Origin of the sequence: Cognatilysobacter bugurensis (assembly GCF_014652095.1) — a bacterium.
Taxonomy (GTDB): domain Bacteria; phylum Pseudomonadota; class Gammaproteobacteria; order Xanthomonadales; family Xanthomonadaceae; genus Cognatilysobacter; species Cognatilysobacter bugurensis.
The window spans coordinates 19,435-44,964 of the sequence record NZ_BMYD01000006.1; the positions used below are offsets into that span (position 1 = coordinate 19,435).

A 25,530-nucleotide genomic window follows, 5' to 3' on the forward strand; every position below is an offset into this window, starting at 1 on the left:
GGACGGATCGGAGGGCGCTGGGCGGCGCCGGCGTTACGCCGGCAGCTTGAAGTCGGCGACCGAGCGGCGCAGGTCGGCAGCGAGCTGCGCCAGGTTGCCGATCGACTCGGCCGTCTGGTTCGCGCCCTGCGTGGTCTGCGAGGTGATCTGCTGAATCGTGTTCATCGTCTGGGTGATGTTCGCGGCGGCGCCGGACTGCTGCTGCGCGGCCGTCGAGATGCCCTGAATGAGGCCCGAGAGGTCGGACGACACCTTTTCGATCTCGCCCAGTGCAGTACCCGCGTCCTCGGCCAGGCGTGCACCCGCGACCACTTCGGAGGTCGTCTGCTCCATCGAGCTGACGGCTTCGTTGGTGTCGGACTGAATCGTCTGGACCAGCGTTTCGATTCGCTTCGTCGCGTTGGACGCGCGCTCTGCAAGTCGCTGCACTTCGTCGGCCACGACCGCGAACCCGCGGCCCGCTTCACCGGCCGAGGCCGCCTGAATTGCGGCGTTCAGCGCGAGGATGTTCGTCTGTTCCGAGATGTCGTTGATCAGTTCAACGATCGAGCCGATTTCCTGCGACGACTCACCGAGGCGCTTGATTCGCTTCGAGGTTTCCTGAATCTGGTCACGAATGTTGTCCATGCCCTGAATCGTCTGGCGCACGACGCCGGCACCCTTCGTCGCGATCTGCACGGAGCGCTGCGCCACGTCCGCGGACTCGGCGGAGTTCTTCGACACCTGGTCGATGCTGGCCGCGATTTCGCTGATTCGGCTCGAGGCCGAGGAGATTTCCTGCGCCTGGTGTTCCGCGGCTTCGGCGAGGTGCATGGCGGTGGCCTGCGTTTCCTGTGCGCTCGCGGCGACCTGCACCGAGGTGTCGGTAATCGTCTGCACGAGGCTGCGCAGCTGCTCGACGGCGAAGTTGATGGAGTCCGCGATCGCGCCGGTCATGTCTTCCGTGACCGTCGCCTTCACCGTGAGGTCGCCTTCTGCGAGCGAACCCATTTCGTCCAGCAGGCGCATGATGGCCTCCTGGTTACGGTCGTTGAGTTCCTTCGTGGTCTGGTAACGCGCCTGCTGCTGGCGGTTCAGCGACCAGAGCAGGCCGGCGAACGAGAGCAGCGCGATCAGGCCCGAGATGATCGAGATCCAGATGTTGCCGAGGATGCTCGTGTCCTGCAGCGAGCCCGGTGCGTTGACTGCGTTGAAGAGCGACTCGGACGTGTTGAGCAGTTCATCGGAGCCGGCGGTGATCGAGTTTGCTGCCGCCTGGGCGCGGAACAGGTTCTGCGAGCTGCCGAGGATCGCGTCGAGGTCGGTCTTCATTTCGCCCCAGACCGACTCGGCCTGGCCCAGTGCCGCGATCGCGCTGGAGTTGCCAAGCGCGGTCACGTCGGGGCTGCCCTTGCGCAGGCCTTCGAGCACGTTGCCGAACACCGCGGCGTCGCGCGCAAGCGCATCACCGGCGTTCACGGCGCCGGGACCACCGGCGCGGATTTCCGCGATGCGGCGGGCCATCGTTCCCGACAGCACGACCTGGCGCAGCGCGAGGTAGACCTGCGACGACGGCGAGCCACTCGCCGACATCGCACGCACGAGCTCGTCGAGGCGCGCCTGCAGCTGCGGCAGGCGGTTCGAGAAGCTCTCGGCGTTGCCGGCGAGCGCGAGCACTGCCTTTTCGCTTTCGAGCACCTGATCGGCGTTGGTGCCGAGCGGCTGCCACGTGGTGGCGACCGTTTCGATCGGGCCGGACACGCCAACCGTGCTGCCGTAGTTGGCGTTGAGCTCCTTCACGTCTTCTTCGATCGCCGTCTTCGTCGCGCGGAGCGACTCGAACGCGCGGGCGTCGCCGCCGACCGCTTCCTGGCTCTGCACCGCCAGCTGCTGCGAGAGCACCTGCAGGTCCGACGCGGCCTCGCTGGCGCCGCTGGCCTTGCCGGCCTTCCACGACGCGTAACCGAAGTTAGCCGCCAGCACCACCAGTGAGGTGGCCAGCACGGTCAGCCAGGTGTTGACGCCCAGGCTGCGGGCCTTGCCGGCGACGGAATTGATGTCAGTGCTCATGGTGGAACCTCAGAATTAAACGCTGCAGTCGTGGTCGGTGACGACGTGGATGAAAGGACTCAGGCCGCGGCCTGGCGGAACTCGGGCGTGCGGGTCAGCCGGTCGAGACTGAAAACCCCCCACGGCTGGTCGCCCAGGCGGTAGGCCCGGTCGACGAAATGGGCATAGCGGCCATCGGCGAGGTGCTCGGCCGCGATCTGCTCCTCGGGCAGCTCCTGCTGCTCGTTGAAGCTGCGCTGGCCGTAGAGCTCGTCGATCAGCACGGCAACGTCGCCGCCGGGCTGGCGCACTAGCAGCACGCGCAACTTCTCGTGCACGACGGTGCGCTCGCCTTCGAGGAACTGCTTGAGATCAACGATCGGCAGCAAGCTGCCGCGCACGTTCGCGACGCCAAGCATCCACGGCTGCGAACCGGGAACCGGCGTGACCGGCGGCATGGACAGGATCTCTCGCACGTCGCCGAACTCCGACGCGAGCCGGCGCTGGCCGATCCGGTAGCCGACGCCGCGCCACAGGCCGGGGGCATCGAGCTGCTCGGGCAAGCCGGCCACGTGCGCCAGCGAGCGGCGCTCGTAATCGGCCAGGACCTCGAACGGGGACATCTTCATGGCGGCGACAGGGCTCATTCGGACGGACGAGGCCGGGGCGTCAAGCCCCGGCACGGAATCAGGCGGCGGTCAGCAATTCGTTGATGCGCGCAATGAGTTCGTCCTCGCGCGGCGGCTTCACGATGTAGTCCTTCGCCCCCTGGCGAAGTCCCCATGCCTTGTCGGTTTCCATCGCCTTGGTGCTGACGATGAGGACCGGGATCGACTTGGTGTCGTTGTCACGCGACAGCGCGCGCGTGGCCTGGAAGCCGTTCATGCCCGGAAGCACCACGTCCATGAGGACGAGGTCGGGACGCTCGCGGCGTGCGGTCTCGATGCCATCTTCAGCGCTGGCCGAGGTAAAGACCTGATGGCCATTACGCTCGAGCAACTGCGTCATCACCGCCGTTTCGGTCGGCGAATCTTCGATCAACAAAATACGTGCCATGAGCCCTTTCCCCCCGGTCAGGCGTGTCGTGCGTTGGGTACGTGCGTGCGGATCGCGTCGAGGAGTTCCTCGCGCGTGAATGGCTTGGTGAGGTACTGCTCGGAGCCCACGATGCGGCCGCGCGCCTTGTCGAACAGGCCGTCTTTCGAAGACAGCATGATCACCGGCGTGTGCTTGAACATCTGGTTGTTCTTGATGAGCGCGCAGGTCTGATAGCCGTCGAGCCGCGGCATCATGATGTCGACGAAGATGATCTGCGGCTGCTGGTCGGCGATCTTCGCAAGCGCTTCGAAGCCGTCCGTCGCAGTCACGACGTCACAGCCCTCGCGCTTGAGCAAAGTCTCCGCAGTGCGGCGGATCGTCTTCGAATCGTCGATCACCATCACCCGCAAACTGTCGAGGTTGTCGTTGCGACCCTCGTCCATCTCGAATCCTCCGATGCGTACGCCCGAATCCCCCGGCGCAACGCGTCATCTCTTTATTCCAAGGCCACTGCAGGCTGTCAAGCCGGCGTAAATTGTCACTTTGACGCCTTACGACTGCACATTTGCGTCAGTAGGCCGACGCCCGCCTGTTACGATCCCGCTTCCCCACCTGACACTCGACCATGCCGCTCGACATCGTCGTCGTGATGGATCCGATCGGATCGATCAAACCCGCCAAGGACTCCACGTTCGCGATGCTGCTGGAAGCGCAGCGGCGCAGCCATCGGCTGCTTTACGTGCAGCCCGGAGGCCTGTCTGTACGAGATGGTGCCGCACGCGCGCAGGTCTCGGCGCTGCGCGTACGCGACGATGCCTCCGGATGGTTCGAAACAGAACCCGCGTCACACATCACTCTCGGCCGCGGTCACGTCGTGCTGATGCGCAAGGATCCGCCCGTCGACGCGGAGTACATCCACGACACGCAGATCCTCGGCATTGCGCAGCAAGCCGGTGCGCTGGTGGTCAATGACCCGCAAGGGCTGCGCGATTACAACGAAAAGCTGGCCGCGCTCCTGTTCCCGCAGTGCTGCCCGCCGACGCTCGTCAGCCGCGATCCGGTCGAGCTCAAGGCGTTCGTCGCCGAGCATGGCGCCGCTGTGCTCAAGCCGCTCGACGGCATGGGCGGACGCTCGATCTTCCGCGCCTCGCACGGCGACGCGAACCTCAACGTCATCCTCGAGACGCTCACGCTCGGCGGCCTGCACCTGGCGATGGCGCAGCGCTACCTGCCGGAGATCACGGGCGGCGACAAGCGCATCCTGCTCGTGGACGGCGAGCCGATCGACTACTGCCTAGCCCGCATTCCGCAGGGCGACGAGTTCCGCGGCAACCTCGCCGTCGGCGGCCGCGGCGAAGGCCGTCCGCTCACCGAGCGCGACCGCTGGATCGCGGCGCAGGTCGGCCCGGAGATGAAGCGGCGCGGCATGGTATTCGTCGGGCTGGACGTCATCGGCGACAGCCTTACCGAGGTCAACGTGACGAGCCCGACCTGCATTCGCGAACTCGACGCACAGTTCGGCCTGAACATCGCGGGCACACTGTTCGATGCGATCGAGGCGCGCGTCGGCTGACCCGCGCCGTCGCCCGGGCCGCGTATCACAGGCCCCCGTCGACCCAGATGCCATGACCGCGACCGCGCCCGCCGCCCCCAGCGGCGCCCTCGCCGAAGACCAGCGACTCGGTGCGACGCTCGCGCTGTCGTTGCTCGTGCACGCGCTCGTGCTGCTCGGCATCGGGTTCACGCTCGAGGACGCCGCGCCGCTGCGGCCGACGCTCGACGTGATCCTGACCGAGACGACCACGCCGCTCACGCCGAAGCAGGCCGACTTCCTCGCGCAGGCCGCGAACCAGGGCGGCGGCGAACACGAGCGCAGCCTGCGTCCACGCGACACCCAGACCGGGCCGATCGAGCGTGAGGCACCGGGCGTCGCACCGCGAACGATGCAGGCGCAGTCGCCCCGAGCCGAAGCGGTGCCGCAGACACGCGTGGTAACCGCGATTCGCAGTGAGACGGCTGTTGCGGAGGATAAGCGCCTGCCGGCTCCGGCCGATGTGCCCAAGCCCGCGGGTCCCGAGCGCATCGAGCACGACATGGAGATGGCGAGGCTCGCGGCCGAGATCCATCTGCGCTCGGAGCGCTACGCGAAGCGGCCGAAGCGCAAGTTCGTGTCGGCGAGCACCCAGGAATACGCCTGGGCGAGCTACCTGCGGGAGTGGGTCGACCGCGTGGAGCGCGTCGGCAACCTCAACTATCCCGACGCGGCGCGCCGGCGCCGGCTCGAAGGCCAAGTCGTGATCAGCGTGGCGATCCGCCGCGACGGCTCGGTGGAGCGCGCGGACGTCGTGCAGTCCAGCGGCGTGCCGCTCCTCGATGCCTCGGCACTCCGGATCGCAAAGCTGGCCGAGCCGTACGCGCCGCTGCCCAAGACCCCGGATGATCCCGACGTGCTGCACGTGACCCGCACCTGGCAGTTTCTGCCCGGTGGCGAACTGGTCGACCGCTGATCGCGACGCGCCGGCTCAGCGCCGCGCGCGGGCTGCCGTTTGCTCCGCCAGCGTAAGCGCGACCCGGTTGCGCAGGTACGCGGGCTCGGCCGCTTCGGGCGCGACGGCATGGCCCTGCAGGTACGCAGGCGCGGCGAGCCGGGCGATATCGGCGGCATGCGGCAATGCGGCGGCGTCCATCGCATCGAAGCGCGGCGCAAGTGCCGCCTCGAGGACACCGCCCAGTGCTGCGAACCCGGTGCCCGCACCGCGCCACCGGCCAGCATGCTCCGGCAGCGCGAACGCACCAGGCGCACCGAGCCATTCCTCGCCCAGCGCACGCACGCCCTCGCCTTCCCGCATGAATGCGCCCACGTACACCTCGTCCATGCGCGCATCGATCGCCGCGAGCAGCGGCGTGCCCGCGGTTGCATCGCGACCTGCCTGCAGCGCGAGCGCGGCGAGCGTCGACACCGGCACGATCGGCCGGTCGAGTGCGAGCGCGATGCCCTGCGCGATCGCAATCGCCAGCCGCACGCCGGTGAACGCGCCGGGCCCACGGCCGACCGCAATCGCGTCGATCTGCGCGCGCGCAACGCCGCTGTCGGCGAGCAGTTCGTCGGCCCACGGCAGCGCGAGTTCCGCGTGGCGACGGGGTGCAAGCTCGAAGCGCTCGCGCACCTCACCGTCGCGCCACAGGGCGACCGAGCAGGCCTCGGTCGAGGTTTCGAAAGCGAGCAGCGTCGTCGGCATCGGGACTCTCTGGAGCGTGGATCTCAGAACAGGGTTTCGACCGTCATCTCGACGGGCACGGCCGGGAAGAACCGGCGCACGTCGTCGATCGTGCGCGTGCGCGGCATCGGCGGCAGCGAGTTGAGGAACGTCGCGCCGTAGCTCTTCGTGATCAGGCGCGAATCGCAGAGCACGAGCACGCCGCGGTCACTCTCGGAACGAATCAGCCGGCCCACGCCCTGCTTGAGCGCGATGACCGCCTGCGGGAGTTGTTCGTCGCGGAACGGATTGCCACCGCGCCGGCGCACGGCCTCGAGCCGCGCCTCGAAGACAGGATCGTCGGGCGCCGCGAACGGCAGCTTGTCGATGACGACGACACTGAGCGCCTCGCCGGCGACGTCGACGCCTTCGCGGAAACTCGCTGCGCCGAGCAGCACCCCGTTGCCGGACGCGCGGAAGCGCTCGAGCAGCACGGGCCGCGGCGCCTCGCCCTGGACAAACAATGGCCACGGCCCGCCGCGCAACCGCTCGGCCGCCTCGCGCAGCGCACGGTGCGAGGCGAACAGCACGAACGCGCGACCCTGCGACGCCTCGAGCACCGGCCAGATCGCATCGACCATGCGCGCGGTGAAATCCGGCGACGTCGGCTCCGGCAGCCCGCGCGGCTGGTAGCACAGCGCCTGCTGCGGCCAGTCGAACGGGCTCGGCGCGAGCAGTGTGGCCGGCGGGTTATCGCCCTTGAGCGAGAGGCCGAGTTTGATCGCGAAGTGTTCGAACCGACCGCCGATTGCGAGCGTTGCCGAGGTGAACACCCACGCGGCCTGCGAGCGCGCGCGGTGGCGCGCGAGCGGCCCGGCGACGTCGATCGGCGTGCGACTCAGCCGGAAGCCGCGCGCGGTGAGTTCGTACCAGCGCACGCTGTCGTCCGGCGTGTCGTCTTCGGGCTTGGCTTCGTCGGGCGCTACGTCGCGCGTGGCGAACAGCATGGCCTCGCACGGCGCGGCGTTCATGATGTCGAGCAGGGCGTCGGGCGTGGTACCGGGCGGCGCGGCCTCTGTGTCGCACTCCGGCGCGTCGATGGAATCCGCGTCGTCGGGGCCGTCGAGGCCCTCGAGAAGCGGCGCGCCTTCATCTAGCGGCCCGCGCCAACGCCGCAGTCGCAACTCGAACTCCTTCGCGCGCGCCGTACAACTGTCGAACCCGGGCGCCACGCTCCGCAGCGGGAGCAATGCGGCGTGCAGGCTGCGCAGCGCGTGCTGGAGCGCGTCGAATGCGTGTTCGACCGCTTCGACCTCCAACGCACGCGACCGCGTGCCCCGCACCGGCAGGTTGTCCATCGCCCGGCGCACTTCGCGAACCATGTATTCGAGTTCGCGGGCCGGCTCCTGCAGCACGGCGAGCGCACCGGGCTTGTCCTTGCACTCGGCGGTTGCATCGCGTGCGAGTTCGACGAGCGGCCGCGCGCTCAGTGCCTCACCGAAGAACTGCGCGGCGAGATCCGGCAGCTGGTGCGCCTCGTCGACGACGAACGCCTGCGCGCCCGGCAGGATCTCGCCGAAGCCTTCCTGCTTGAGCGCGAGGTCGGCGAGCAGCAAGTGGTGATTGACGACGACGATGTCCGCGGCCTGCGCGCGCTGGCGCGCCGCGACGACGAAGCATTCGGAGAAAAACGGGCACTCGCTGCCGAGGCAGTTTTCAGCGGTGCTCGTGACCACGGGCAGCAGCGGCGAGTCCTCGGGCAGCGCGTCGAGCTCGGCGAGATCGCCCATGCGCGTGCGGCCCGACCACGCGACGATGCGCTGGAACTGCGACGCAAGCTCACGCGAGGCGAAACGCGGCTCGCCCGCGGCCTGGTCCATGCGGTAGCGGCACAGGTAGTTCGCGCGCCCCTTGAGCAGCGCCGAGCTCAGGCCGACGCCGAGCGCATCGCGCACGCGCGGCAGGTCGCGGTGGTAGAGCTGGTCCTGCAGCGCGCGCGTGCCGGTCGAGATGATCGTCTTCTTGCCCGACAGCAACGCGGGCACGAGGTAGGCGAACGTCTTGCCGGTGCCGGTGCCGGCCTCCGCGAGCAGCGTGCCCTGCGTGTCGAACGCATCTCCGATCGCGCCGGCGAGGTCCTGCTGTGACGGACGCGGCGCGAATGCGGCGATGTTGCGCGCCAGATCGCCGCCTTCGACGAGCGCATCGCGGCTGGCCTGCGCGAGGCGTCCGCTCACGTCAGTAGCGCGCGGGCGGCGCGACGGTGCAGGCTTCGCGCGCCTGGCGCGCGGTGTCGGCCTCGGCCTGGAACGCGGCCTGTTCGGTGGCGAGCGCAGCAGCGGCGCGCGCGAGCGCGACCTGTTCGATCAATGACCAGTGGCGCCGGCACAGCGGGCCCACTTGGGCCCCGGCGTCGATCGCTTCGCGCGTGAAGCGCTGCGCAGCGTCGAAGTCACCGATGTACACGGCGGCCTCCGCGCGCTCCTGCAGCACGGCCGGGTCGTCGCCGTGGCGCGCGATCGCCTCATCGAGCACGGCGGCGGCCTGTTCGTGCTGCCCCTGTGCCTGCAATGCGGCCGCGCGTTCGCGCAGATCCTCCACTGCGCCCTCGCGCAGCGGTTGCACGTCGAGCTCATCCGCGGTGGCCACGCCGGCCGCGCGGATCGTCTCGACCATCTCCGCGCGCGTGTTCGTGTCCACCGCGGTGGCCGCCGCCGGCTCGGTCGGCCGCGTCGCGCAGGCGGCAAGCACCAGCAATGAGACGGCCGCAGTGATGCGAAGTGCGCTCATTCGACGTTCTCCTGTTGGGGCTGGGGCGCGGGCTCGCGGTCGAAACCGAACCACTCGCGCCAGCCGCCGCCCTCGTCCTCTTCGACCGGGGCGGGCGCCGGGCACGGCGCGTAGGGGGGCGCGAAGCCGGCGACGAACGGCAAGCGGCGAGCGCCTGCGCAGCCCGGATCAGTGGTGTTGGACGCAAGCGTCCACTGCCAGTCCAGCCCGTCGTCGCCCACTTCGAGAGGTGCGGTCGGCAGGCGGGAGAACAGCGACGACCACACCCGCATGCCGCCCGTCGCGCCGTACAGGCCCGTCGTTTCGTTCTGGTCGTTGCCGACCCAGACCACAGCGAGGTGACCGCCGGTCCAACCCGCGAACCAGCTGTCGCGACCGTCGTTGCTCGTGCCGGTCTTGCCGGCCGGCGCAAGGCGGCCGAGGCCGTCGCCCACGAGCTGTCGCCCGGTGCCGTTGGTGACGGCCTGCTGCAGCCCGATCGTGATCAGGCGCGCGGCGATCGCATCGCCCTCCTGCGCCGGGGCCGGCGGCTTGTCGTAGCGGTTGAGCGCGCGGCCGTCCGAATCGAGCACGCCGCGCACCGCGTGCAGCGGCTGGATTTCGCCGCCGGACGCGAGGAACTGATACAGCTGCGCCATCACATAGGGGCTCTGGTCGGTGCCGCCGAGGATCAGCGACGGATGCGGCCTTGCCTCGATGCCGGCCAGCGTGCGCAGCAATTCGGCGATGCGCGCCGGCCCGACCTCCATCCCCACGCGCACCATCGACTGGTTGTACGACTGCGACAGCGCATCGACGAGCCGGACGCTGCCGTGGCTGCGCCCGTCCGAGTTGCGCGGCGACCAGGTCTTTCCGTCGCCCAGCTTGACCTGCACGGGCGAGTCATCGAGCCAGGTGGCCAGCGAGTGCTTCTCGGGCTCGGCGAGCGCGAGCAGGTACACGAACGGCTTGAGCAGCGAACCGACCGGACGCTGCGCTTCGATCGCGCGATTGAACCCATGCGTATCGAAGTCCTTGCCGCCGACCACCGCGCGCACGCCACCATCGTCGACGTCCGTGACCACGACCGCGGCCTGCAACGGGGCTTTGCGCTTGCCCAGCCCCTTCAGCGTGCGGGTGACCGCGCCTTCGGCATAGGCCTGCGCGGACGGCGCCATGCTGCTCATCACGCGCAGCCCCGCGCCCGCGATCTCCTCGGCCGAGTAATCGCGCGCGAGCTGGCGGCGCACGAGGTCGACGAACGCCGGGAAGCGGTTCGCCGCGAGGTTGCCGGGCGATTTCGTCACGCCGAGCGGCGCCGCGAGCGCGCGCTTGTATTCGGCGTCGTCGATCAGGCCGGTTTCGTGCATCTCGCCGAGCACAAAGTCCCGACGCTCGCGTGCGCGCTCGGGTTCGCGTCGCGGGTCATAGGCGGACGGACCCTTGACGAGACCGACGAGAATCGCGATCTGCTCGGTCGACAGGTCCTTGAGGTCGCGGCCGAACCAGAACTCCGCGCCAGCCGCGACGCCGTGGATCGCCTGCGCGCCGCGCTGGCCCAGATAGACCTGATTGAGGTACGCCTCGAGGATCGTGCGCTTATCGAAACGTGCCTCCATCAGCAGCGCGTAGAGAATCTCGTTGCCCTTGCGCGCGAACGTCTGCTCGCGCCCGATGCCGAGCAGGCCGCTGCGAGCGAGCTGCTGGGTGAGCGTGCTCGCGCCCTGCTTCTTTTCACCCGACCGCAGATTGACGAACGCGGCGCGGAGCATGCCGCCGAAGTCGACGCCGATGTGGCTGCTGAAGTCGCGATCCTCGACCGCCTGCAGGCCGGTTACGAGCAGCTCGGGCACTTCGTCGATGCGCACGAGGCGTCGTTCTTCCTGCTTCTGCCCGTACAGGGTCGCGATGCGTGCCGGATCAAGCCGCGCGGCCTTGAGCGCACTGCGCTTGGCGGCGTCGCGCACCGACGCCACGCGACCGTCGGACAGCACGACTTCGATGCGACGCGGCGCGACGGCTCCATCGACATCGTGGAAACCGCGGCTCGAGATACGCCAGCGGGCGCCGTTGCGGTCGTACGTGCCCTCACGCTTGCCGTCGCCCTCCCGGTATCCGGCTGCCTCGAGCTCGGCCTTGAGGGTCGTTGCGTCCATCGGCTCGCCGGGCGCGAGCATCAGCGGCCGGGCGTACACCCGCGTCGGCACCTGCCAGCGCAGCTGGCCGAACCGCTCGGTGACCTCGTGATTGAGGTAGAGCGTGTACGGGATCAGGAATCCCAGGCCGAGGCCGATCGCGGCCAGCAGCCAGATCGCTATGCGCCGTGCCCATCGGGCCGCAGGGCCGGCCTCGGCGGACGCATCGGCGTCTTCGTCGTAATCGATTCGAGCCACGGACTCAGAAAACGAGCAGGACCGGCCTGCGGAACAAGCAGTCTAGCTTGCCGCCGCCGGCACGGTCGCGGCGCGCGCCGCATGACCCGCTGGACTCATCGCGCGTTCACAGAATGCGGGTGCAAGGGCCGCTTCGGCCCCGCAGGCCGTCCAACAGCCCGCTGACCATCGCCCGAAAGTTGCGACGACGCGGCTGCACGAACAGCGACAGCCTCGCCAGCTTCAGCGCGAGACGCGGCAGATCCTGCGCGATCCACACGCGCGGCGTCTGCGGGCGTCCGTACAGCAGCACGCGGTTGCGCATCATGTAGTAGAGGCGCACGGGCGCGTGCACGACGACGTCGCCAAGCCCCAACGGCAACCGGCGCACGGTGTGCCCGATGCGGTGAGTCATGCGCGCGTCCCCCACCCCGAACAGCCGGTACCCGGACGCACGCGCCCGGAACGACCACTCGAGATCGACGTTATCGATGAACAAGGCTTCGTCCATGCCGCCGACCGCGTCCAGCACATCGAGTTCGATCAGCGAGCCCGAACTGATGAGGAAATCGCACTCGACGCAGCCGCGCTCCGGTGCGGGAATCTTGCGGTTGAGCGGGAAGCCGATGCGCACGAACGGCGCGGGGTGGCCGGTGTGCGCATCGATGAACGCCGCGCCGACCGCGCCCACGCGGGCGTCTGCTTTCAGCTGGGCATGTGCGTCCACGAGGCGCGCCACGAGATCGGGCGCGACCACGCTGTCCTGGTCCATCAGCAACACGAACCGGCAGCCCGCTTGGCGTGCAAGCTGCGCCCCGCGGTTGTACGCCCGGCCGAGTCCATCGTTCGTCGCGCTGCGGATCACATCGACGCCATCTGGCAGCGGCGCGGGCAACGCCTGCTGCAAGTGAGCTGGCGGCGACGCGTTGTCGATGATGAAGACACGGTGCGCCTGCGGCGCGATGCGCGCGATCACCTCGGGCAGCTCGGCGGGGTCAGGGTGATAGGTGACGATGACCGCGCAGGTAGCGCGCTTCGGATCGGCTTCGACAAACGCCCCCATCAGCCTAGACCCGCAAGGTCGGCGACGGCCGATCGCAGACCAAACGAGTGCCGGCCATACCCCCCACGCGCCCACTCCTTTGCGACTCGACCGATGCGTGCGAATGTCCTAACGGGGAGATGGGCACGCACCCGTGCATGGCACAACCGATCGCGCAGCGCGTCCCTCTGTGCGTCGCTCGCAATGAACTGGCCGACGTCGAGACGTTCAAGCAGGACTTCCAGCCGCGCCTCGATCCGCTGCATCAGTGCACGACGTGAAGCGCCGCTCGCGAAACGCTCGCGACCGCTGCGCTTCGCGGCCCCCAGCTGGTTCCCGCCGTGTTGCCTGTAGTCGATCCACGCCTCTTCGAGGCAATCGATCCGCCCGCTCAGCGCGCAGGTGATTGCGAGCCATTCGTCGTGCACCCAATGGGCGGGGAAAGGCGCGGCGCGCCGCGCCGCGTCCCGTCGAACCGCCGCAGTTGCGCCGGTTACGACGCTGTGGCGCAACACCACGTCGAAGCCGCGACCGGCATGCAGCGCCGCGCGGTCAGACTCGGACAGTTCGAGCGCCGAGAACAGTCCGTACCCCAACGGCTCCCCGGCTGCGTCGACCAGGCGCGCATCGGTGTGCAAGAGGTCCAGGTCGGGCCGACAGGCGAACTCGCGGACCATGCGCTCGACCTTCCCTGCGTGCCAGATATCGTCCTGGTCGCATAGGAACAGAATGTCTTCATCGGCCAGGCTGAGTGCGTGATCGAAGTTCGCGACATAGCCGAGGTTGCGCGCGTTGCATTCGAGCGTCAGGCGCATCCCCGGCGGGCGCTGGGTGCACAGCTGTTCGACGAGCGCGTACGTGTCGTCGGTCGATGCGTCGTCGACGATGACGAGATGGTCCGGCTGCCGCGTCTGCGCGAACAGGCTCTCAAGCTGCTCGGCGACGAACTGCGCTCCGTTGTAGGTGCACATCACGACGGCCACCGACAGCCCGCTCTCGTTCGATGCGCCGCTCATGGCGTGTCCAACCCCCATGCGGAGGCAGTCGGTCGGAACGGACGCGGGTGCACGTCGAGCCGCTGCCGCAGTTCGGTGTTGTCGGCGACAAGATCGGCCGTGAGGCGCGACACGGGGCCGCGTAACGCGCCGTGCAGCTGCGAAAGCGGCTTCAACGGCGCCACCGGCAACGGGATCGGCAGCGCAGCCACCGGCAAGCTCGCCCGAACCCGTCGGAACATCTCGCCCGCCGTGATGCGTTCGCCCCCGCCGAGTGGGAAGGTGACGCCGACGGCAGCGTCGCGCTCGAGCGCGCGCAGCGCAGCCTGGGCGACGTCCTGCGCGTGGACGGGCTGGCGGAGCCCGGGCGCATCCGGGTAGGCGAACAGGCGCGTGCGCATCGCGCGGCGTGCGATGGGCGTGAGGCTGCGGTCGAGGCCGACGCCGTAGATCAACGTGGGCCGCAGGATCGTCCACGCGATTCCACGGCGATTGCAGACGTCGATGAGGCGTTGTTCGCCGTCGCGCAGCCGCTGCGAAATCGCGCGCTCGGACGCCACGATCGACTCGCGTTTGCTCTCGGCGCTCATCGAGCTCGTAGCCACCACCCGCGGCGACGGCCCGAGCGGAGCGGTGTCCAGCCACGCGGCGAATGCATCGATCGGGCCGAAACTGACTGCCGCCCGCAGCGGCGACTCAATCGCAGGGGCCGCGGGCAGCGCGCCCTGCAGCCAGCACACATGCCCGCGCGCGACGCCGGGCCGTCGGCGGCTGAGTGCCAGGACGGGCGTGCGCTCGCCGTTGCGCGGGTCATTCGCCAACGTGTGCCCATCGAGCATCGGCAGCAGGAAATGGCCGATCTGACTCGTCGCGCCGGTCACCAAGAAAGTCATGCACGCACAGCGCAGGAAAGCCGGCGCGGATTATAGGCGCGGCCAGACACCGCCCGACTTAGCGGGTGGCCTCGAGTGCGCCGAGTCGCGCCTGCAACTCCTGCGCTCCGTCCGGCTGGGGGTCCAATTCGCGCGCCGCATGCAGCGCGCGCTCTGCGCGTTGCGGCTCCCCGGCGCCGAGGCGCTCGTGGCCGTATGCGACCCATCGCGCCGCGAGCCGCCTTTGCGCGCTGTCGACACTCGCGCTGTCGCCTTCGAGCGCCCGCCAAGCGTCGAGGCACTGCCGCGCGCGCGCGAGTCGGTTCTCGCGCAGCTCGTTTTCGAAACAGGTTCGCGCCGACGGCACCAACCGCGCGGTCGCGTCGTGCACGCGTGGATCATTGGGTGCGATTTCGCGCGCGGCGCGCAGGCGGTCGTAAGCGCTGTCGCCAGGCGGGCTGATCAAATCGCCCGCGGCCTCGGCCTGCGCCGCCGCCCGCAACAGCGCGCCGACGCGCTCGCGCTCCTGCGGGCCGGGCGCGCGCTCACGCAATCGCTTGCGACTTTCGCGAGCGCCTTGCAGACGCGCAGTCGCCGCGGCCACCGCGTCCGCGTCGGGTGCGATCTCCGCCGCACGCTGCAGTGCGGCCTCGGCAGGCTTGAACTGGAAGTCGGCCGCGAGCCGCTCGCTGCGCCGGGCGTACGCGGTTGCGACCTCCGTGCGGCCCGCAAGCGCAGCTGGATCGTGAGGCCGCACGGCGAGCACGGCGTCGAACTCACGCAGCGCGCGCTCGAGACGTTGTCGCCCGAGCGCAGTCCGCGCGCGTGCCCGATGGCGATCAAGCCGGCCTTCGAGATCGGCAATCGCCGGAGGCAGATCCGCATGGCCGTCATCGACACCGCGCACCCGCTCGATCAGCCGCGCGGCGTCGCCGAGCCGCTGCTCGTCGAGCGCCATACGAGCGTGCTGCATGAGGTCGGCAAGCGTGTCCTCCCGCCCCTCGAGCGCGATGGTGTTCCCAGGCTCGAGCCCGAGCACGCGTCGATACAGCTCGAGCGCGCTGTCGTCGCCGCCGTCGAGGCGGCCGTCGGCACGCGCTTGGGCAGCCTCGCGCAGCATCTCGTCGATACCAGCGACCGCAGCCTCGCGCACGCGCAGCTCGTCGGCCACCTGCTGAACCCTGGCACGCGGAACACCAAGCTCACGCGCGAGCGCCAGCGATCGATGCGCATCGGCGAACCGGTGCGCCTCCAATGCGCGGCGCGCTTGCATGAGTGCCGCGTCGCCCACGCGGGCGAGGTCGCGGCGTAGCTCCACGCGGTCCGGGTCGAGGGCGAGTGCGGCTTCGTAAAGCTCACGCGCGCCGCGTCCGTCGGTCGCGGTCAGCCGACCCTTGGCGAGCGCGGCCCGCCCTGCGTCACGCAGCTGCTGGATGCGGGTGTCAGGCCACAACCACTCGGCGATCGGCTCGCGGAACGCCAGCAGCGCAGCAATGAATGTCGCAACCAAGATAATGAGCGCGCCCCGCGCGGCCGGCCCAAGCGTCCGCAGGCGCTCCCAAGGCCGCACTCGGGCACCCGCGCGCCCGCCTTCATCAGGCGCGCGCGCTAGATCCTCCTGCGGTTCAGGCGTGTGCTGCATCACGGCTGCAGGATACCCCTCGCGTCGGCGCCGCGGCCTCAACTGCGCTGAACACGCTCCACACCGGCCAGCGCGCCGAGCTTGCCTAGTGCAGTTGAGAGCTGGCCAAAGTCACGCACGCGGAGGCGGATCATCAGCTTTACCCGTGCGCCGTGGCGCTCGTGCGCGGTCTGCAGGCTCGACACATGCGCGTCGCATTGCGCGATCGCATTCGTCACGTCCTTGAGCAGCCACTTCCGGTCGATCGCCAGGAGTTCGACATCAACCTCGTGCTCACGCCCCCGCCGGCCCCACTCGACCGGCAGGATGCGCTGCGGCTGGGCGCTCGCCAGCCTCGAGAGCGCCCCGCAGTCGGGCCGGTGCACGGTTACACCTCGGCCACGCGTGAGGTAACCAACGATCGGTTCGCCGGGCAGCGGTTGGCAGCAACGCGCAAGCTGCACTAGAAGATTGCCGACGCCTTCGACCGTGAAGTCTTCAGCGCGCGCAGGCATCCGCGCCGGAAGAGGCGTTGGCGCCTCGTCGACCACATCCTGTCCCGCACGCTCGTGCTCGAGCAACACTCGCGCGATCTGGTGCGGCCCGAGATCGCCCAGCGCGACGTGGACGTGCAGCTCCGCGTCGCTCGCGAGATGGAACCGCTCGCGCGCCGGCGCGAGATCCGCGCCGAGCAGACCCAGCCGACGCAGTTCCTTGTCGAGCATCTCGCGTCCGGCCCGCTCGTTGCGGGCGCGGTCGAGTTTGTGGAAGTACGTGCGCACCTTCTCGCGCGAGCGACTGCTCGCGAGGAAACCGTTCGCCGCGACGAGCCAGTCGCGGCGCGGCGTGCCGGTCTTCGCGGTCATGATCTCGACGCGGTCGCCGCTGCGCAGCTTGTGGTCGAGCGGCACGATCCGCCCGTCCACTTTCGCGCCGCGGCAGCGATGTCCCACTTCGGTGTGCACGTGGTACGCGAAATCGAGCGGCGTCGCACCGCGTGGCAGGTCGACGACCTCGCCCTTCGGTGTCAGCACGTACACCCGGTCCTCGGCGAGCTCGGTATCGAACTCGCCCGCGAGCGCACCGTCGCCGTCGCGCTCGCCTTGGGCTTCGAGCAGGCGGCGCATCCACGCGATCTTGCGATCGAACGCGGCGTCGGCCGCGTGGCTGCCGCCTTCCTTGTATTTCCAGTGCGCGGCGACGCCGAGTTCGGCCTGCCGATGCATCTCCTTCGTGCGGATCTGCACCTCGAGCGTCTTGCCCTCCGGGCCGATCACCGCCGTGTGCAGCGAGCGATAGTCGTTGCGCTTGGGGCGCGCGATGTAGTCGTCGAACTCGCTCGGGATCGGCGTCCAGGTCGCGTGCACGACGCCGAGCGCCGCGTAACAGGCGCCGAGATCATCGACCAGCACGCGCACGGCGCGAAGGTCGTAGAGCTCGCTGATCGGCGCGCCCTTGCGCTGCATCTTCTTCCAGATGCTGTAGATGTGCTTGGGCCGACCGACCACATCGGCCTCGATCTCCTGCCCGCGCAGTGCCTCGCGCAACGTGGCCGTGACCTGCTCGATGTACCGCTCGCGCGCGACACGCTTCTCGTCGAGCAGCCGTGCGATCTGCTGGTACGTCGCCGGCTCGGTGAACCGGAACGCGAGGTCCTCGAGTTCCCACTTGAGCTGCCAGATGCCGAGCCGGTTCGCGAGCGGCGCGTGGATGTCGCGCGTGAGGGCGGCCAGCGCGCGGCGGTCCCCGTCGGGCAGCGAAGCCGCCCGGCGCAATCGCGCGAGCTGCTCCGCGAGCAGGATCGGCACGACGCGCAGGTCGCGCACGATCGCAAGCAACAGCCGTCGCAAGCCTTCACCCCGCGAGGCGCCGCCCTGCTCGCGATGCAGCGACCACACCTGAGACGCCGCGCTCAAACCGTCCATGAGCGTGGCGACGCCCGGCGCCTCCTGATCGAACCCGGGCCCGATGCCCTCATGCAGCCCCGGCCAGGCGTGCAGGATCGCCGCCATGATCGAATCAGTGTCGGCATCGAGCCGACCCAGCGCATCGAGCGTGTCGCCGAGGCGCTCCGGAGTCGACGCGTCGTCCATGCGCGCCTGGGCCGCCACTTGGGCAAGCCGCTCGCGCATTGCCGGCGGCAGGGCAGCCGCGGCCGGCTCGGCAAGCAGCGCCGTGACCGCAGCCTCGGGCGTTCGGGACTCGGGACGGGCGGCGAAAGGAGCGTTCATGGCGTCGCGGAACGCGTTGGCGGGGTGTTTACACTAGCCGTCCCGTGATTCAGGAGATACCGCCGATGCGCCGACCGACCCACCTGCGCCTGCTCGCCGCCTGCGCGGCCGTCGCATTCGCCTGCTCTGCATTTGCTCAGCAGCCGCCGATCGAGCGTCAGATGTCGCCGGAGCAGTTCAAGGCGGCTGGGCTCGACAAGCTCACGCCCGGGGAACTCGTCCAACTCAATGCATGGCTGAACCGTACGGTCGAGGAAGAAACGGCGAAGGCGGCCAGCGAAGCAAAGCGCAAAGTGGTCAACGAGAACCGAGGCTTCATCACGTTCGGTTCGAACGAACCGATCGTTGGACGGATCGCGGGTGAGTTCCGAGGCTTCGGAAAAGGACGCAGCTACACGCTCGAGAACGGCCAAGTGTGGGAGCAGGTGGACGAGGCGAGGCTCGCCGGGGTGCGCAAGAGCAACCCTGCGGTGCGCATTACGCCGAGTGTGATGGGCAATGTCTGGTATCTCGCAGTAGAGGGATCCAACACGCATGCGAAGGTGCGGCGCACCAAGTGACGGTGCCGCGTGGCGGCCGTTTTCACCCGCCCCGCAACTGCGCCAACCGCGTCCCAAGCTTCTTCGGCGATACGCCGCCCTTCGCGCCGAGCTCCTGTGCGAACAGCGACACGCGCAGTTCTTCGAGGTCCCAGCGCAGGGCCTGCCACTCGGAATCGTTCGCAGCCTCGCCGGCCGCGGCGAGCGCGTCGGCGAACGGCTTGATTTCGAGCATGCGGGCCTGGTCGCGAACGGGGTCGCGCAGCGCGCGTTCGCCGCGCAGTGCGAGCGCCCTCAGGTACCGCGGGTACTCGCGTAACGCACCCGCGGGCGTGTCGCGCAGGAAGCCCGGCGGCGTAAGGGCGGCGAGCTGCGTTCGCATGTCGTCGAGATTGCCGCTGGCCCAGCCCATGAGCGGCGACTCGAGCTTTGCGCGCACGTCCGCGACGGCCGCGAGAATGGCCTCGGCCTGTCGGTAGCGCTCCATGGCCTCGGGGAACAATCCCTTCGCGATCGTCGCCTGGCGCTGCGCGAACGCGTCCGGGTCGCGGATCTCGACGAGCCCTTCGCTTGCGAGTGCATCGAACGCGCCGTCGACGAGGTCGAGCCGCAGTCGGTCCCCCTCCTTGAGCCCGGCGTGGCGCGGCGAGGCCGATTCGATCGCGGCGTACAGCAGGCCCGTCTTCGGGGACACGGGCAATTGCTTGCGCGCCTGCCGCATGCGGTCGGCGAGCGCGAGCGCGAGCAGGCGTCGCACGCCGCGCGGATGCTCACGCGTCGCCTCGTCGCGATCGGCGTGCACGCGAAGCGACACGCTCTCGCCGTCGTCGTGCAGCGCCGGGTATGCGGGCACGCCGCCAGCGCCGGGCACGGAGGCTGGGATGGGCAATGTCGGGAACGCAGTCAGTCCCGTCTGCGCCAGGCCGTCGGCGGCCTTCGCCGCGAACGCATCGGCGGCACGCTGGCCGAATCGCTCTCGCAATTCATCGAGGTCGCGCGATTCGGCGAGCACGGTCTTGCCGTTGCGGTCGAACAACCGAAGGTTCATGCGCAGGTGCGGCTCGAGCGCAGCCTCGTCGAAATCGCTGCCGAGCACCGACACGCCCGTGAGCCGCTGCAGAAAGCGCGCGAGCGTGCCGGCGAACGCATCGGGCTCATCGTTGCCGTGCGCTTCGGCGAATGCATTCGCAAAATCGGGCGCCGGCACGAAATTGCGGCGCTGCGTCTTGGGCAGCGATTTGATCATCGCCGCGGCCTTGTCGACGACGAAGCCCGGCGCCAGCCACGAGAGCCGCGGCGCATCGAGCGCGTTGAGCAGGTGCAGCGGCACGCCGAGCGTCATCCCGTCGTCGGGTGCACCCGGCTCGAAGCGGTAGGTGACCGACAGGCGCGCATCGCCGAGCGCGAACACGGGCGGAAAGCGTGCGGACTCCGTGCGATCGCTCACGAGCAAATCGTCGAGCGTCCACTCGAGCGCGGCCTTTGTCTTCGCGTCGAGCTTCGCGTACCACGCATGGAGCGCCTGCACGTTGTGCACGTGCGCCGGCAGTCGATCGAAGTACCAGCGCGCCTGCCAGTCCTCGTCGACGACGAGGCCCGCGCGGCGCTGCTTCGCTTCTTCCTGCTTCGCTTTCTCGAGCGTCGCGAGGTTGCGCGCGAGGAACGCGCTGCGCGTGTTGATCTCGCCGGTGACGAGTGCATCGCGCACGAAGATCTCGCGGCTTTCCTCGGGAAACAGCGCGCCGTAGTGGATCGGCCGCTTCGCTGCGAGCACGAGGCCGAACAGGCCGATCTGCTCGCTGCCGAGCACGCGCCCCTGCGAGCGCGACCAACGCGGGTCGAACTGGCGACGCGTGAGCAGGTGCGGCAGCTCGTCGATCGCCCACTGCGGCTCGATCGACGCGTTGATCAGCGCCCACACGCGCTCGGTGTCGAGCAGTGTTGCCGACAGCACCCACGGCGGCGCCTTGCGCGCCAGCGAAGAGCCCGGAAACAGATGAAACTTGCGGCCGCGCGGGCCGTCGTATTGGGCCGCGCCGGGTCGCTCGCGCTTGTCGGGCTTGCCGTCGCCACGCTGCTGGCGCTGGCCGATCTGCGCCGGCAGGCCCGCAATCAGTGCGCGATGCAGCAGCGCGTAACGCGCGACGTCCTCGGCCGATTGTTCGGTCGATGTGGACTCGGGCGGGCGCGCGGACGTCGCATCGGCCTGCTTTGATTTTTTCGGCGTGGATGCTGCCGGCCGCGCATTGGGCTTCGAATCGCGGGCAGACGCCTCCGCTCCCTCACCCGCCCAACCCAGCTCGGCCGTCATGAGCTTGAGCTGACGATGCAGCTCGCGCCATTCGCGCATGCGCATGAAGCCGAGGAAGTGGCGATCGCACCAGTCGCGCAGCTTGGACTGCGTGAGGTCCTGGTGGGCGGTCTGATAGGCGTCCCAGAGCTTGAGGATGCCGAAGAACTCCGAGCGCGGGTCGGCGAACTGCGCATGTGCCGCATCGGCCGCACCGCGCTGGTCGGCGGGACGCTCGCGCGGGTCCTGGATGCCGAGGAACGACGCGATCGCGATCATCTCGCGCAGGCAGCCGTGTGCATTCGCTGCGACAAGCATGCGAGCGAGCTTCACGTCGACTGGCAGCCTCGCCATCGTGCGACCGGTCGGCGTGAGCGCGCGGTGCGCGTCGATCGCGCCAAGCTCGGCAAGCTGCTGCCAGCCATCGGCGACCGCGCGTGAATCCGGCGGCTCGAGGAACGGGAAGTCCTCGATGCGGCCGAGGCCGAGCGAGAGCATGCGCAGGATCACGCCGGCGAGCGCGGCGCGGCGGATCTCGGGATCCGTGTACGGCGATCGTGACTCGAAATCGGCCTGCGAATACAGCCGGAAGCACGTGCCTTCCGACACCCGGCCGCAGCGGCCCTTGCGCTGGTCCGCGCTCGCCTGGCTGATCGGCTCGATGTGCAGGCGGTCGAGCTTGCCGCGCGGGCTGTAACGCTTGACGCGTGCGAGGCCGGGATCGACGACGTAGCGGATGCGCGGCACCGTTAGCGAGGTCTCGGCCACGTTCGTCGCGAGCACGATGCGGCGCTTCGGACCGGGGTTGAACACGCGGTCCTGGTCGCGCACCGACAGCCGCGCATACAGCGGCAGCACCTCGGTCTCGCGGTACTTGCGCCGCTCGAGCGCTTGGTGCGCATCGCGAATCTCGCGCTCACCCGGCAGGAAGATCAGCACGTCGCCGCGCGGGTCTTCGCGCGTGATCTCGTCGCAGGCGGCCACGATGCCGTCGTTGACCGTGCGCTCGCCCTCGGCCTCACCCTCGCCTTCGATCGGCCGGTAGCGCACCTCGACCGGGTAGCCCCGGCCTTCGACGTTGACGATCGGCGCATCGTTGAAATGCGCGGCAAAGCGCGCGGTGTCGATCGTCGCCGACGTCACGATGAGCTTGAGGTCGCTGCGCTTGGCGAGCAACTGCTTGAGGTAGCCGAGCAGGAAGTCGATGTTGAGGCTGCGCTCGTGCGCCTCGTCGATCACGATCGTGTCGTAGCGCGACAGCCAGCGGTCTGACTGGATCTCCGCGAGCAGGATGCCGTCGGTCATGAACTTGACGGCAGTCTGTTCGCCAACGTTCTCGTTAAAGCGCACCTGATAGCCCACCGCGCTGCCCAGCTGCGTTCCCAACTCATCGGCGACGCGCTTGGCAACCGCACGCGCGGCAATGCGCCGCGGCTGCGTGCAGCCGATCATGCCGCCCGCGCCGCGGCCCGCCGCAAGGCAGAGCTTGGGAAGCTGCGTGGTCTTGCCCGAGCCCGTCTCACCCGCGATCACCACGACCGGGTGTTCACGGATCAACGCGACAATGCGCTCGGCTTCGGTGGCGATCGGCAGCGATGTGTCGACGGGCGCCGAAGGCAGCGCGGCCGCACGACGGTCGCGCTCGTCGATCGATGCCTGCAGTGCCGTCTCGAGCCGCTCACGAACGGATGCATCCGCCGGCGAACGCTGCCAGCGCGACCATAGTCCGAGCAGCCGCCCGCGGTCGCGCGTCAGCGCATCGTCGATGCGACGACGTGCATGGTTGAGCGCCTTGCGGTGTTCGCCCGACGACGGGTCCGGACGCGCGGCGATGTCGGCCTTGATTGAGGTCATCGATGCAATTGAAACGAACTGTTGATGTTCACCATGCGCTGGCCGGTCTACGCTGGTCAGGTCCATGAACGAAGGAGAATTTGACCATGTCGACCTCGCCGTCTGCTGACCGCCCCACTATGACGCCCTCGCCGGGCCCGACCGACCGCATGCCGCAGGTCGATATCGGGATCGATACGGAAGATCGCAAGAACATTGCACAGGGCCTGTCGGAATTCCTCTCCGATGCGTTCACGCTCTACCTGAAGACGCACAACTTCCACTGGAACGTCACCGGGCAGATGTTCAACGCGCTGCACAACATGTTCGAGGCGCAGTACACCGAGCAGTGGAATGCGCTCGACGACATTGCCGAACGGATCCGTGCGCTCGGTTACAACGCGCCGGGCTCGTACGCGGAGTTCATCAAGCTCTCGTCGATTCCCGAGGAGGCCGGCCTCGAGCAGGCCGCCGACTGGCGCGAAATGGTGCGCCAGCTCGTCGTGGGCAACGAGGCCGTGTGCCGCACGGCGCGCCGCGTGCTGGCAATCGGCGATGAGGCCGGTGACGATCCGACCGTCGACATGCTGACCCAGCGCCTGCAGACGCACGAGAAGTATGCGTGGATGCTGCGCTCGCTGCTGCAGTGATGGCTGATGCCTTGGAGGCGGCGCAAGCGCCCGCCTCTTGACCGACGACCGGGCCCGCAATCGCGGGCCCGGTGCGTTTTGGGCGCAGGTACGGAAGCCGAATCGCCGCTGACCGCGGAATCGTCCTACGCGCCGACGCGGGGCCGGCCCGGGGCGGGCGTCGCGGCCCGCTTGGTACCCTAGGCGCATGCCTGACACTGCGCTCGACCTGCTCCACCGCATTTTTGGCCACACCGCATTCCGGGACGAGCAGCAGCACATCGTCGAGCACGTCGCGGGCGGTGGCGATGCGCTCGTGCTCATGCCCACCGGCGGCGGCAAGTCGCTGTGCTACCAGCTGCCGGCGCTGCTGCGCGACGGCTGCGGCATCGTGGTATCGCCGCTGATTGCACTGATGCAGAACCAGGTCGAGGCGTTGCTGCAGCTCGGCGTCCGCGCCGCCTGCCTGAACTCGACGCTCGACGCGGACACGGCCATGTCCGTCGAACGCGCCCTGGTCGCGGGCGAGCTCGACCTGCTCTATGTCTCGCCCGAGCGTCTGCTGACCCAGCGCTGCCTGAACCTGCTCGATCGCACGAAGCTTTCGCTGTTCGCGATCGACGAAGCGCACTGCGTGTCCCAATGGGGTCACGACTTCCGCCCCGAGTACCGACAACTCACCGTGCTCCACGAGCGCTGGCCCGACGTGCCGCGCATCGCGCTGACTGCGACGGCGGACAAGCCGACGCGCAACGAGATCGTCGAACGCCTCGGCCTGGAAGATGCGCGGCAATTCGTCAGCTCGTTCGACCGGCCGAACATCCGCTATCGCATCGTCCACAAGGACGGCGGCGGCACGCGCCAGCTGCTCGACTTCATCCGCGATCACCGCGGCGCGAGCGGGATCGTCTACGCGTTCTCGCGCAAACGCGTGGATACCGTCGCCGATCAGCTCCAGACCGCCGGCATCAAGGCCCTGCCCTACCACGCGGGCATGGACTCCGATCTGCGCGCGCAGAACCAGCGCCGCTTCCTGCAGGAAGACGGCGTCGTCATGGTCGCGACGATCGCGTTCGGCATGGGCATCGACAAGCCCGACGTGCGCTTCGTCGCGCACGTCGACCTGCCGAAATCGATCGAAGGTTATTACCAGGAGACCGGCCGCGCCGGGCGCGACGGCGGACCGGCCGAAGCGTGGCTGAGCTACGGTCTCGGCGACGTCGTGAGCATGCGCCAGCTGATCCAGCAGGGCGAAGCCGGTGATGACCGCAAGCAGCTCGAGCTGCGCAAGCTCGATGCGCTGCTCGGCTATTGCGAGACCGTGCAGTGCCGACGTCAGGCGCTGCTTGCGTGGTTCGGCGAGCCGCATGCCGGCGCGTGCGGCAATTGTGACAACTGCCTCGAGCCACCGAGCAGCTGGGACGGCACGCAGGCCGCGCGCAAGGCGCTGTCGTGCGTGTATCGCACGGGCCAGCGCTTCGGGGCCGCGCATGTGATCGACGTGCTGCGCGGCGAGTTGACCGACAAGGTGAAGCAGCATCGGCACGACGAGATCAGCACCTGGGGCATCGGCGCGGATCTCGACGACCGCGCGTGGCGCGGCGTGTTCCGGCAGATCGTTGCGGCCGGCCTGCTGGAGGCCGACGTGGAGCGCCACGGCGCACTGCGGCTGACGTCGGCCAGCGGCCCGGTGTTGCGCGGAGAGCGTGAGCTGCGGCTGCGCAGCGAGTCGCCGAAGCCCGTCCGCCGCCGTCGCGATCGCGGCGGGGTCGACAGTGCAGGCCTTGAACTGTCGCCTGATGCACTCGTGCGGTTCACCGCCCTGCGCGAGTGGCGCTCGGAGACCGCCCGCGAGCAGAACGTACCGGCCTACGTGATCTTCCACGACGCCACGTTGCGTGCGATCGCGGAGGCGGCACCCGACGATCTCGACGAGCTCGCCCGCGTCCCCGGCATCGGCTCGAGCAAGCTCGACCGCTATGGCGAGGCCGTGCTCGAGCGGCTCGCCGACGTGGCCTGACGCGCGTATTGGGTTAGGGTGGTCCTCAAGGGAACGCGAAGCGCGTTTCCTCGC

Annotated in this window: 18 protein-coding genes and 1 pseudogene; 5 read left to right on the forward strand and 14 right to left on the reverse strand. The window is 69.1% G+C overall.

All coding sequences use genetic code 11. The features are described 5' to 3' along the window. Nucleotides 1-33 precede the first annotated feature (33 nt). From IE075_RS14190 to IE075_RS14205, 4 genes are read right to left on the reverse strand one after another with little or no spacing between them, the layout of a single operon-like run. Nucleotides 34-2,049, reverse strand: coding sequence for a methyl-accepting chemotaxis protein (locus IE075_RS14190; RefSeq protein ID WP_189457763.1), 2,016 nt, complete (start codon nucleotides 2,047-2,049; stop codon nucleotides 34-36). Between the two features lie 59 nt (nucleotides 2,050-2,108). Beyond that, nucleotides 2,109-2,657 carry a chemotaxis protein CheW gene (locus tag IE075_RS14195; protein ID WP_189457764.1) on the reverse strand — a complete coding sequence of 183 codons (549 nt, stop codon included), beginning with the start codon at nucleotides 2,655-2,657 and terminating at the stop codon, nucleotides 2,109-2,111. Between the two features lie 58 nt (nucleotides 2,658-2,715). After that, nucleotides 2,716-3,084, reverse strand: a complete 369-nt coding sequence (locus IE075_RS14200) for a response regulator (protein WP_189457765.1) — start codon at nucleotides 3,082-3,084, stop codon at nucleotides 2,716-2,718. A gap of 17 nt (nucleotides 3,085-3,101) precedes the next feature. Further along, nucleotides 3,102-3,509 carry a response regulator gene (locus IE075_RS14205; RefSeq protein ID WP_189457766.1) on the reverse strand — a complete coding sequence of 136 codons (408 nt, stop codon included), beginning with the start codon at nucleotides 3,507-3,509 and terminating at the stop codon, nucleotides 3,102-3,104. A 182-nt stretch (nucleotides 3,510-3,691) separates the two neighbouring features. Here IE075_RS14205 and gshB point away from each other — a divergent pair, with 182 nt between their 5' ends. Both gshB and IE075_RS14215 read left to right on the forward strand, forming a co-directional pair. Next, entirely contained in the window at nucleotides 3,692-4,639 is a 948-nt protein-coding gene (gene gshB / locus IE075_RS14210) for a glutathione synthase (RefSeq protein ID WP_189457767.1), read from the forward strand. 52 nt (nucleotides 4,640-4,691) lie between these two features. After that, entirely contained in the window at nucleotides 4,692-5,573 is an 882-nt protein-coding gene (locus tag IE075_RS14215) for an energy transducer TonB (RefSeq protein ID WP_189457768.1), read from the forward strand. A 15-nt stretch (nucleotides 5,574-5,588) separates the two neighbouring features. Here the strand turns inward: IE075_RS14215 and tsaB are convergent, their stop codons facing one another. The 9 genes from tsaB to IE075_RS14260 form a co-directional block, all read right to left on the reverse strand. Next, a complete protein-coding gene (gene tsaB / locus IE075_RS14220; RefSeq protein ID WP_189457769.1) occupies nucleotides 5,589-6,305 on the reverse strand; it encodes a tRNA (adenosine(37)-N6)-threonylcarbamoyltransferase complex dimerization subunit type 1 TsaB in 717 nt (238 codons plus the stop codon). A gap of 23 nt (nucleotides 6,306-6,328) precedes the next feature. Beyond that, a complete protein-coding gene (locus IE075_RS14225; protein ID WP_229792546.1) occupies nucleotides 6,329-8,500 on the reverse strand; it encodes an ATP-dependent DNA helicase in 2,172 nt (723 codons plus the stop codon). A 1-nt stretch (nucleotide 8,501) separates the two neighbouring features. Further along, the gene (locus IE075_RS14230; protein ID WP_189457770.1) at nucleotides 8,502-9,053 is read right to left on the reverse strand and encodes a tetratricopeptide repeat protein; all 552 of its coding nucleotides are present in this window, start codon (nucleotides 9,051-9,053) and stop codon (nucleotides 8,502-8,504) included. Further along, on the reverse strand, nucleotides 9,050-11,425 hold the full coding sequence (gene mrcB / locus IE075_RS14235; protein WP_189457771.1) for a penicillin-binding protein 1B: 2,376 nt from the start codon (nucleotides 11,423-11,425) through the stop codon (nucleotides 9,050-9,052). Before mrcB ends, IE075_RS14230 begins: the two co-directional genes overlap by 4 nt. Nucleotides 11,426-11,531: 106 nt before the next feature. Further along, complete coding sequence (locus IE075_RS14240) at nucleotides 11,532-12,467, reverse strand: glycosyltransferase family 2 protein (protein WP_189457772.1); 936 nt, start codon at nucleotides 12,465-12,467, stop codon at nucleotides 11,532-11,534. Next, the gene (locus IE075_RS14245) at nucleotides 12,467-13,462 is read right to left on the reverse strand and encodes a glycosyltransferase family 2 protein (RefSeq protein ID WP_229792547.1); all 996 of its coding nucleotides are present in this window, start codon (nucleotides 13,460-13,462) and stop codon (nucleotides 12,467-12,469) included. The genes IE075_RS14240 and IE075_RS14245 overlap by 1 nt, the downstream gene beginning before the upstream one ends. Next, complete coding sequence (locus tag IE075_RS14250) at nucleotides 13,459-14,334, reverse strand: NAD-dependent epimerase/dehydratase family protein (RefSeq protein WP_189457773.1); 876 nt, start codon at nucleotides 14,332-14,334, stop codon at nucleotides 13,459-13,461. Before IE075_RS14250 ends, IE075_RS14245 begins: the two co-directional genes overlap by 4 nt. Before the next feature lie 58 nt (nucleotides 14,335-14,392). Continuing rightward, nucleotides 14,393-15,823: a hypothetical protein gene (locus tag IE075_RS14255; RefSeq protein WP_189457774.1), complete on the reverse strand. Its 1,431-nt coding sequence runs from the start codon at nucleotides 15,821-15,823 to the stop codon at nucleotides 14,393-14,395. Nucleotides 15,824-15,993: 170 nt separating this feature from the next. Beyond that, nucleotides 15,994-18,165 carry a RelA/SpoT family protein gene (locus IE075_RS14260; RefSeq protein WP_189457775.1) on the reverse strand — a complete coding sequence of 724 codons (2,172 nt, stop codon included), beginning with the start codon at nucleotides 18,163-18,165 and terminating at the stop codon, nucleotides 15,994-15,996. Between the two features lie 65 nt (nucleotides 18,166-18,230). On the opposite strand from IE075_RS14260, the gene IE075_RS14265 reads away from it, so the two are divergent. Next, nucleotides 18,231-18,725, forward strand: a complete 495-nt coding sequence (locus IE075_RS14265; protein ID WP_189457776.1) for a hypothetical protein — start codon at nucleotides 18,231-18,233, stop codon at nucleotides 18,723-18,725. Between the two features lie 22 nt (nucleotides 18,726-18,747). On the opposite strand, the gene hrpA is transcribed toward IE075_RS14265, so the two are convergent. Further along, nucleotides 18,748-22,848, reverse strand: coding sequence for an ATP-dependent RNA helicase HrpA (hrpA, locus tag IE075_RS14270; RefSeq protein ID WP_189457777.1), 4,101 nt, complete (start codon nucleotides 22,846-22,848; stop codon nucleotides 18,748-18,750). 152 nt (nucleotides 22,849-23,000) lie between these two features. Between hrpA and IE075_RS14275 the strand changes: the two are divergent. Beyond that, nucleotides 23,001-23,477 (forward strand): annotated as a pseudogene (locus IE075_RS14275) (Dps family protein); the annotation flags it as partial. 187 nt (nucleotides 23,478-23,664) lie between these two features. Continuing rightward, on the forward strand, nucleotides 23,665-25,476 hold the full coding sequence (gene recQ / locus IE075_RS14280; protein ID WP_189457779.1) for a DNA helicase RecQ: 1,812 nt from the start codon (nucleotides 23,665-23,667) through the stop codon (nucleotides 25,474-25,476). Nucleotides 25,477-25,530: the final 54 nt, after the last annotated feature.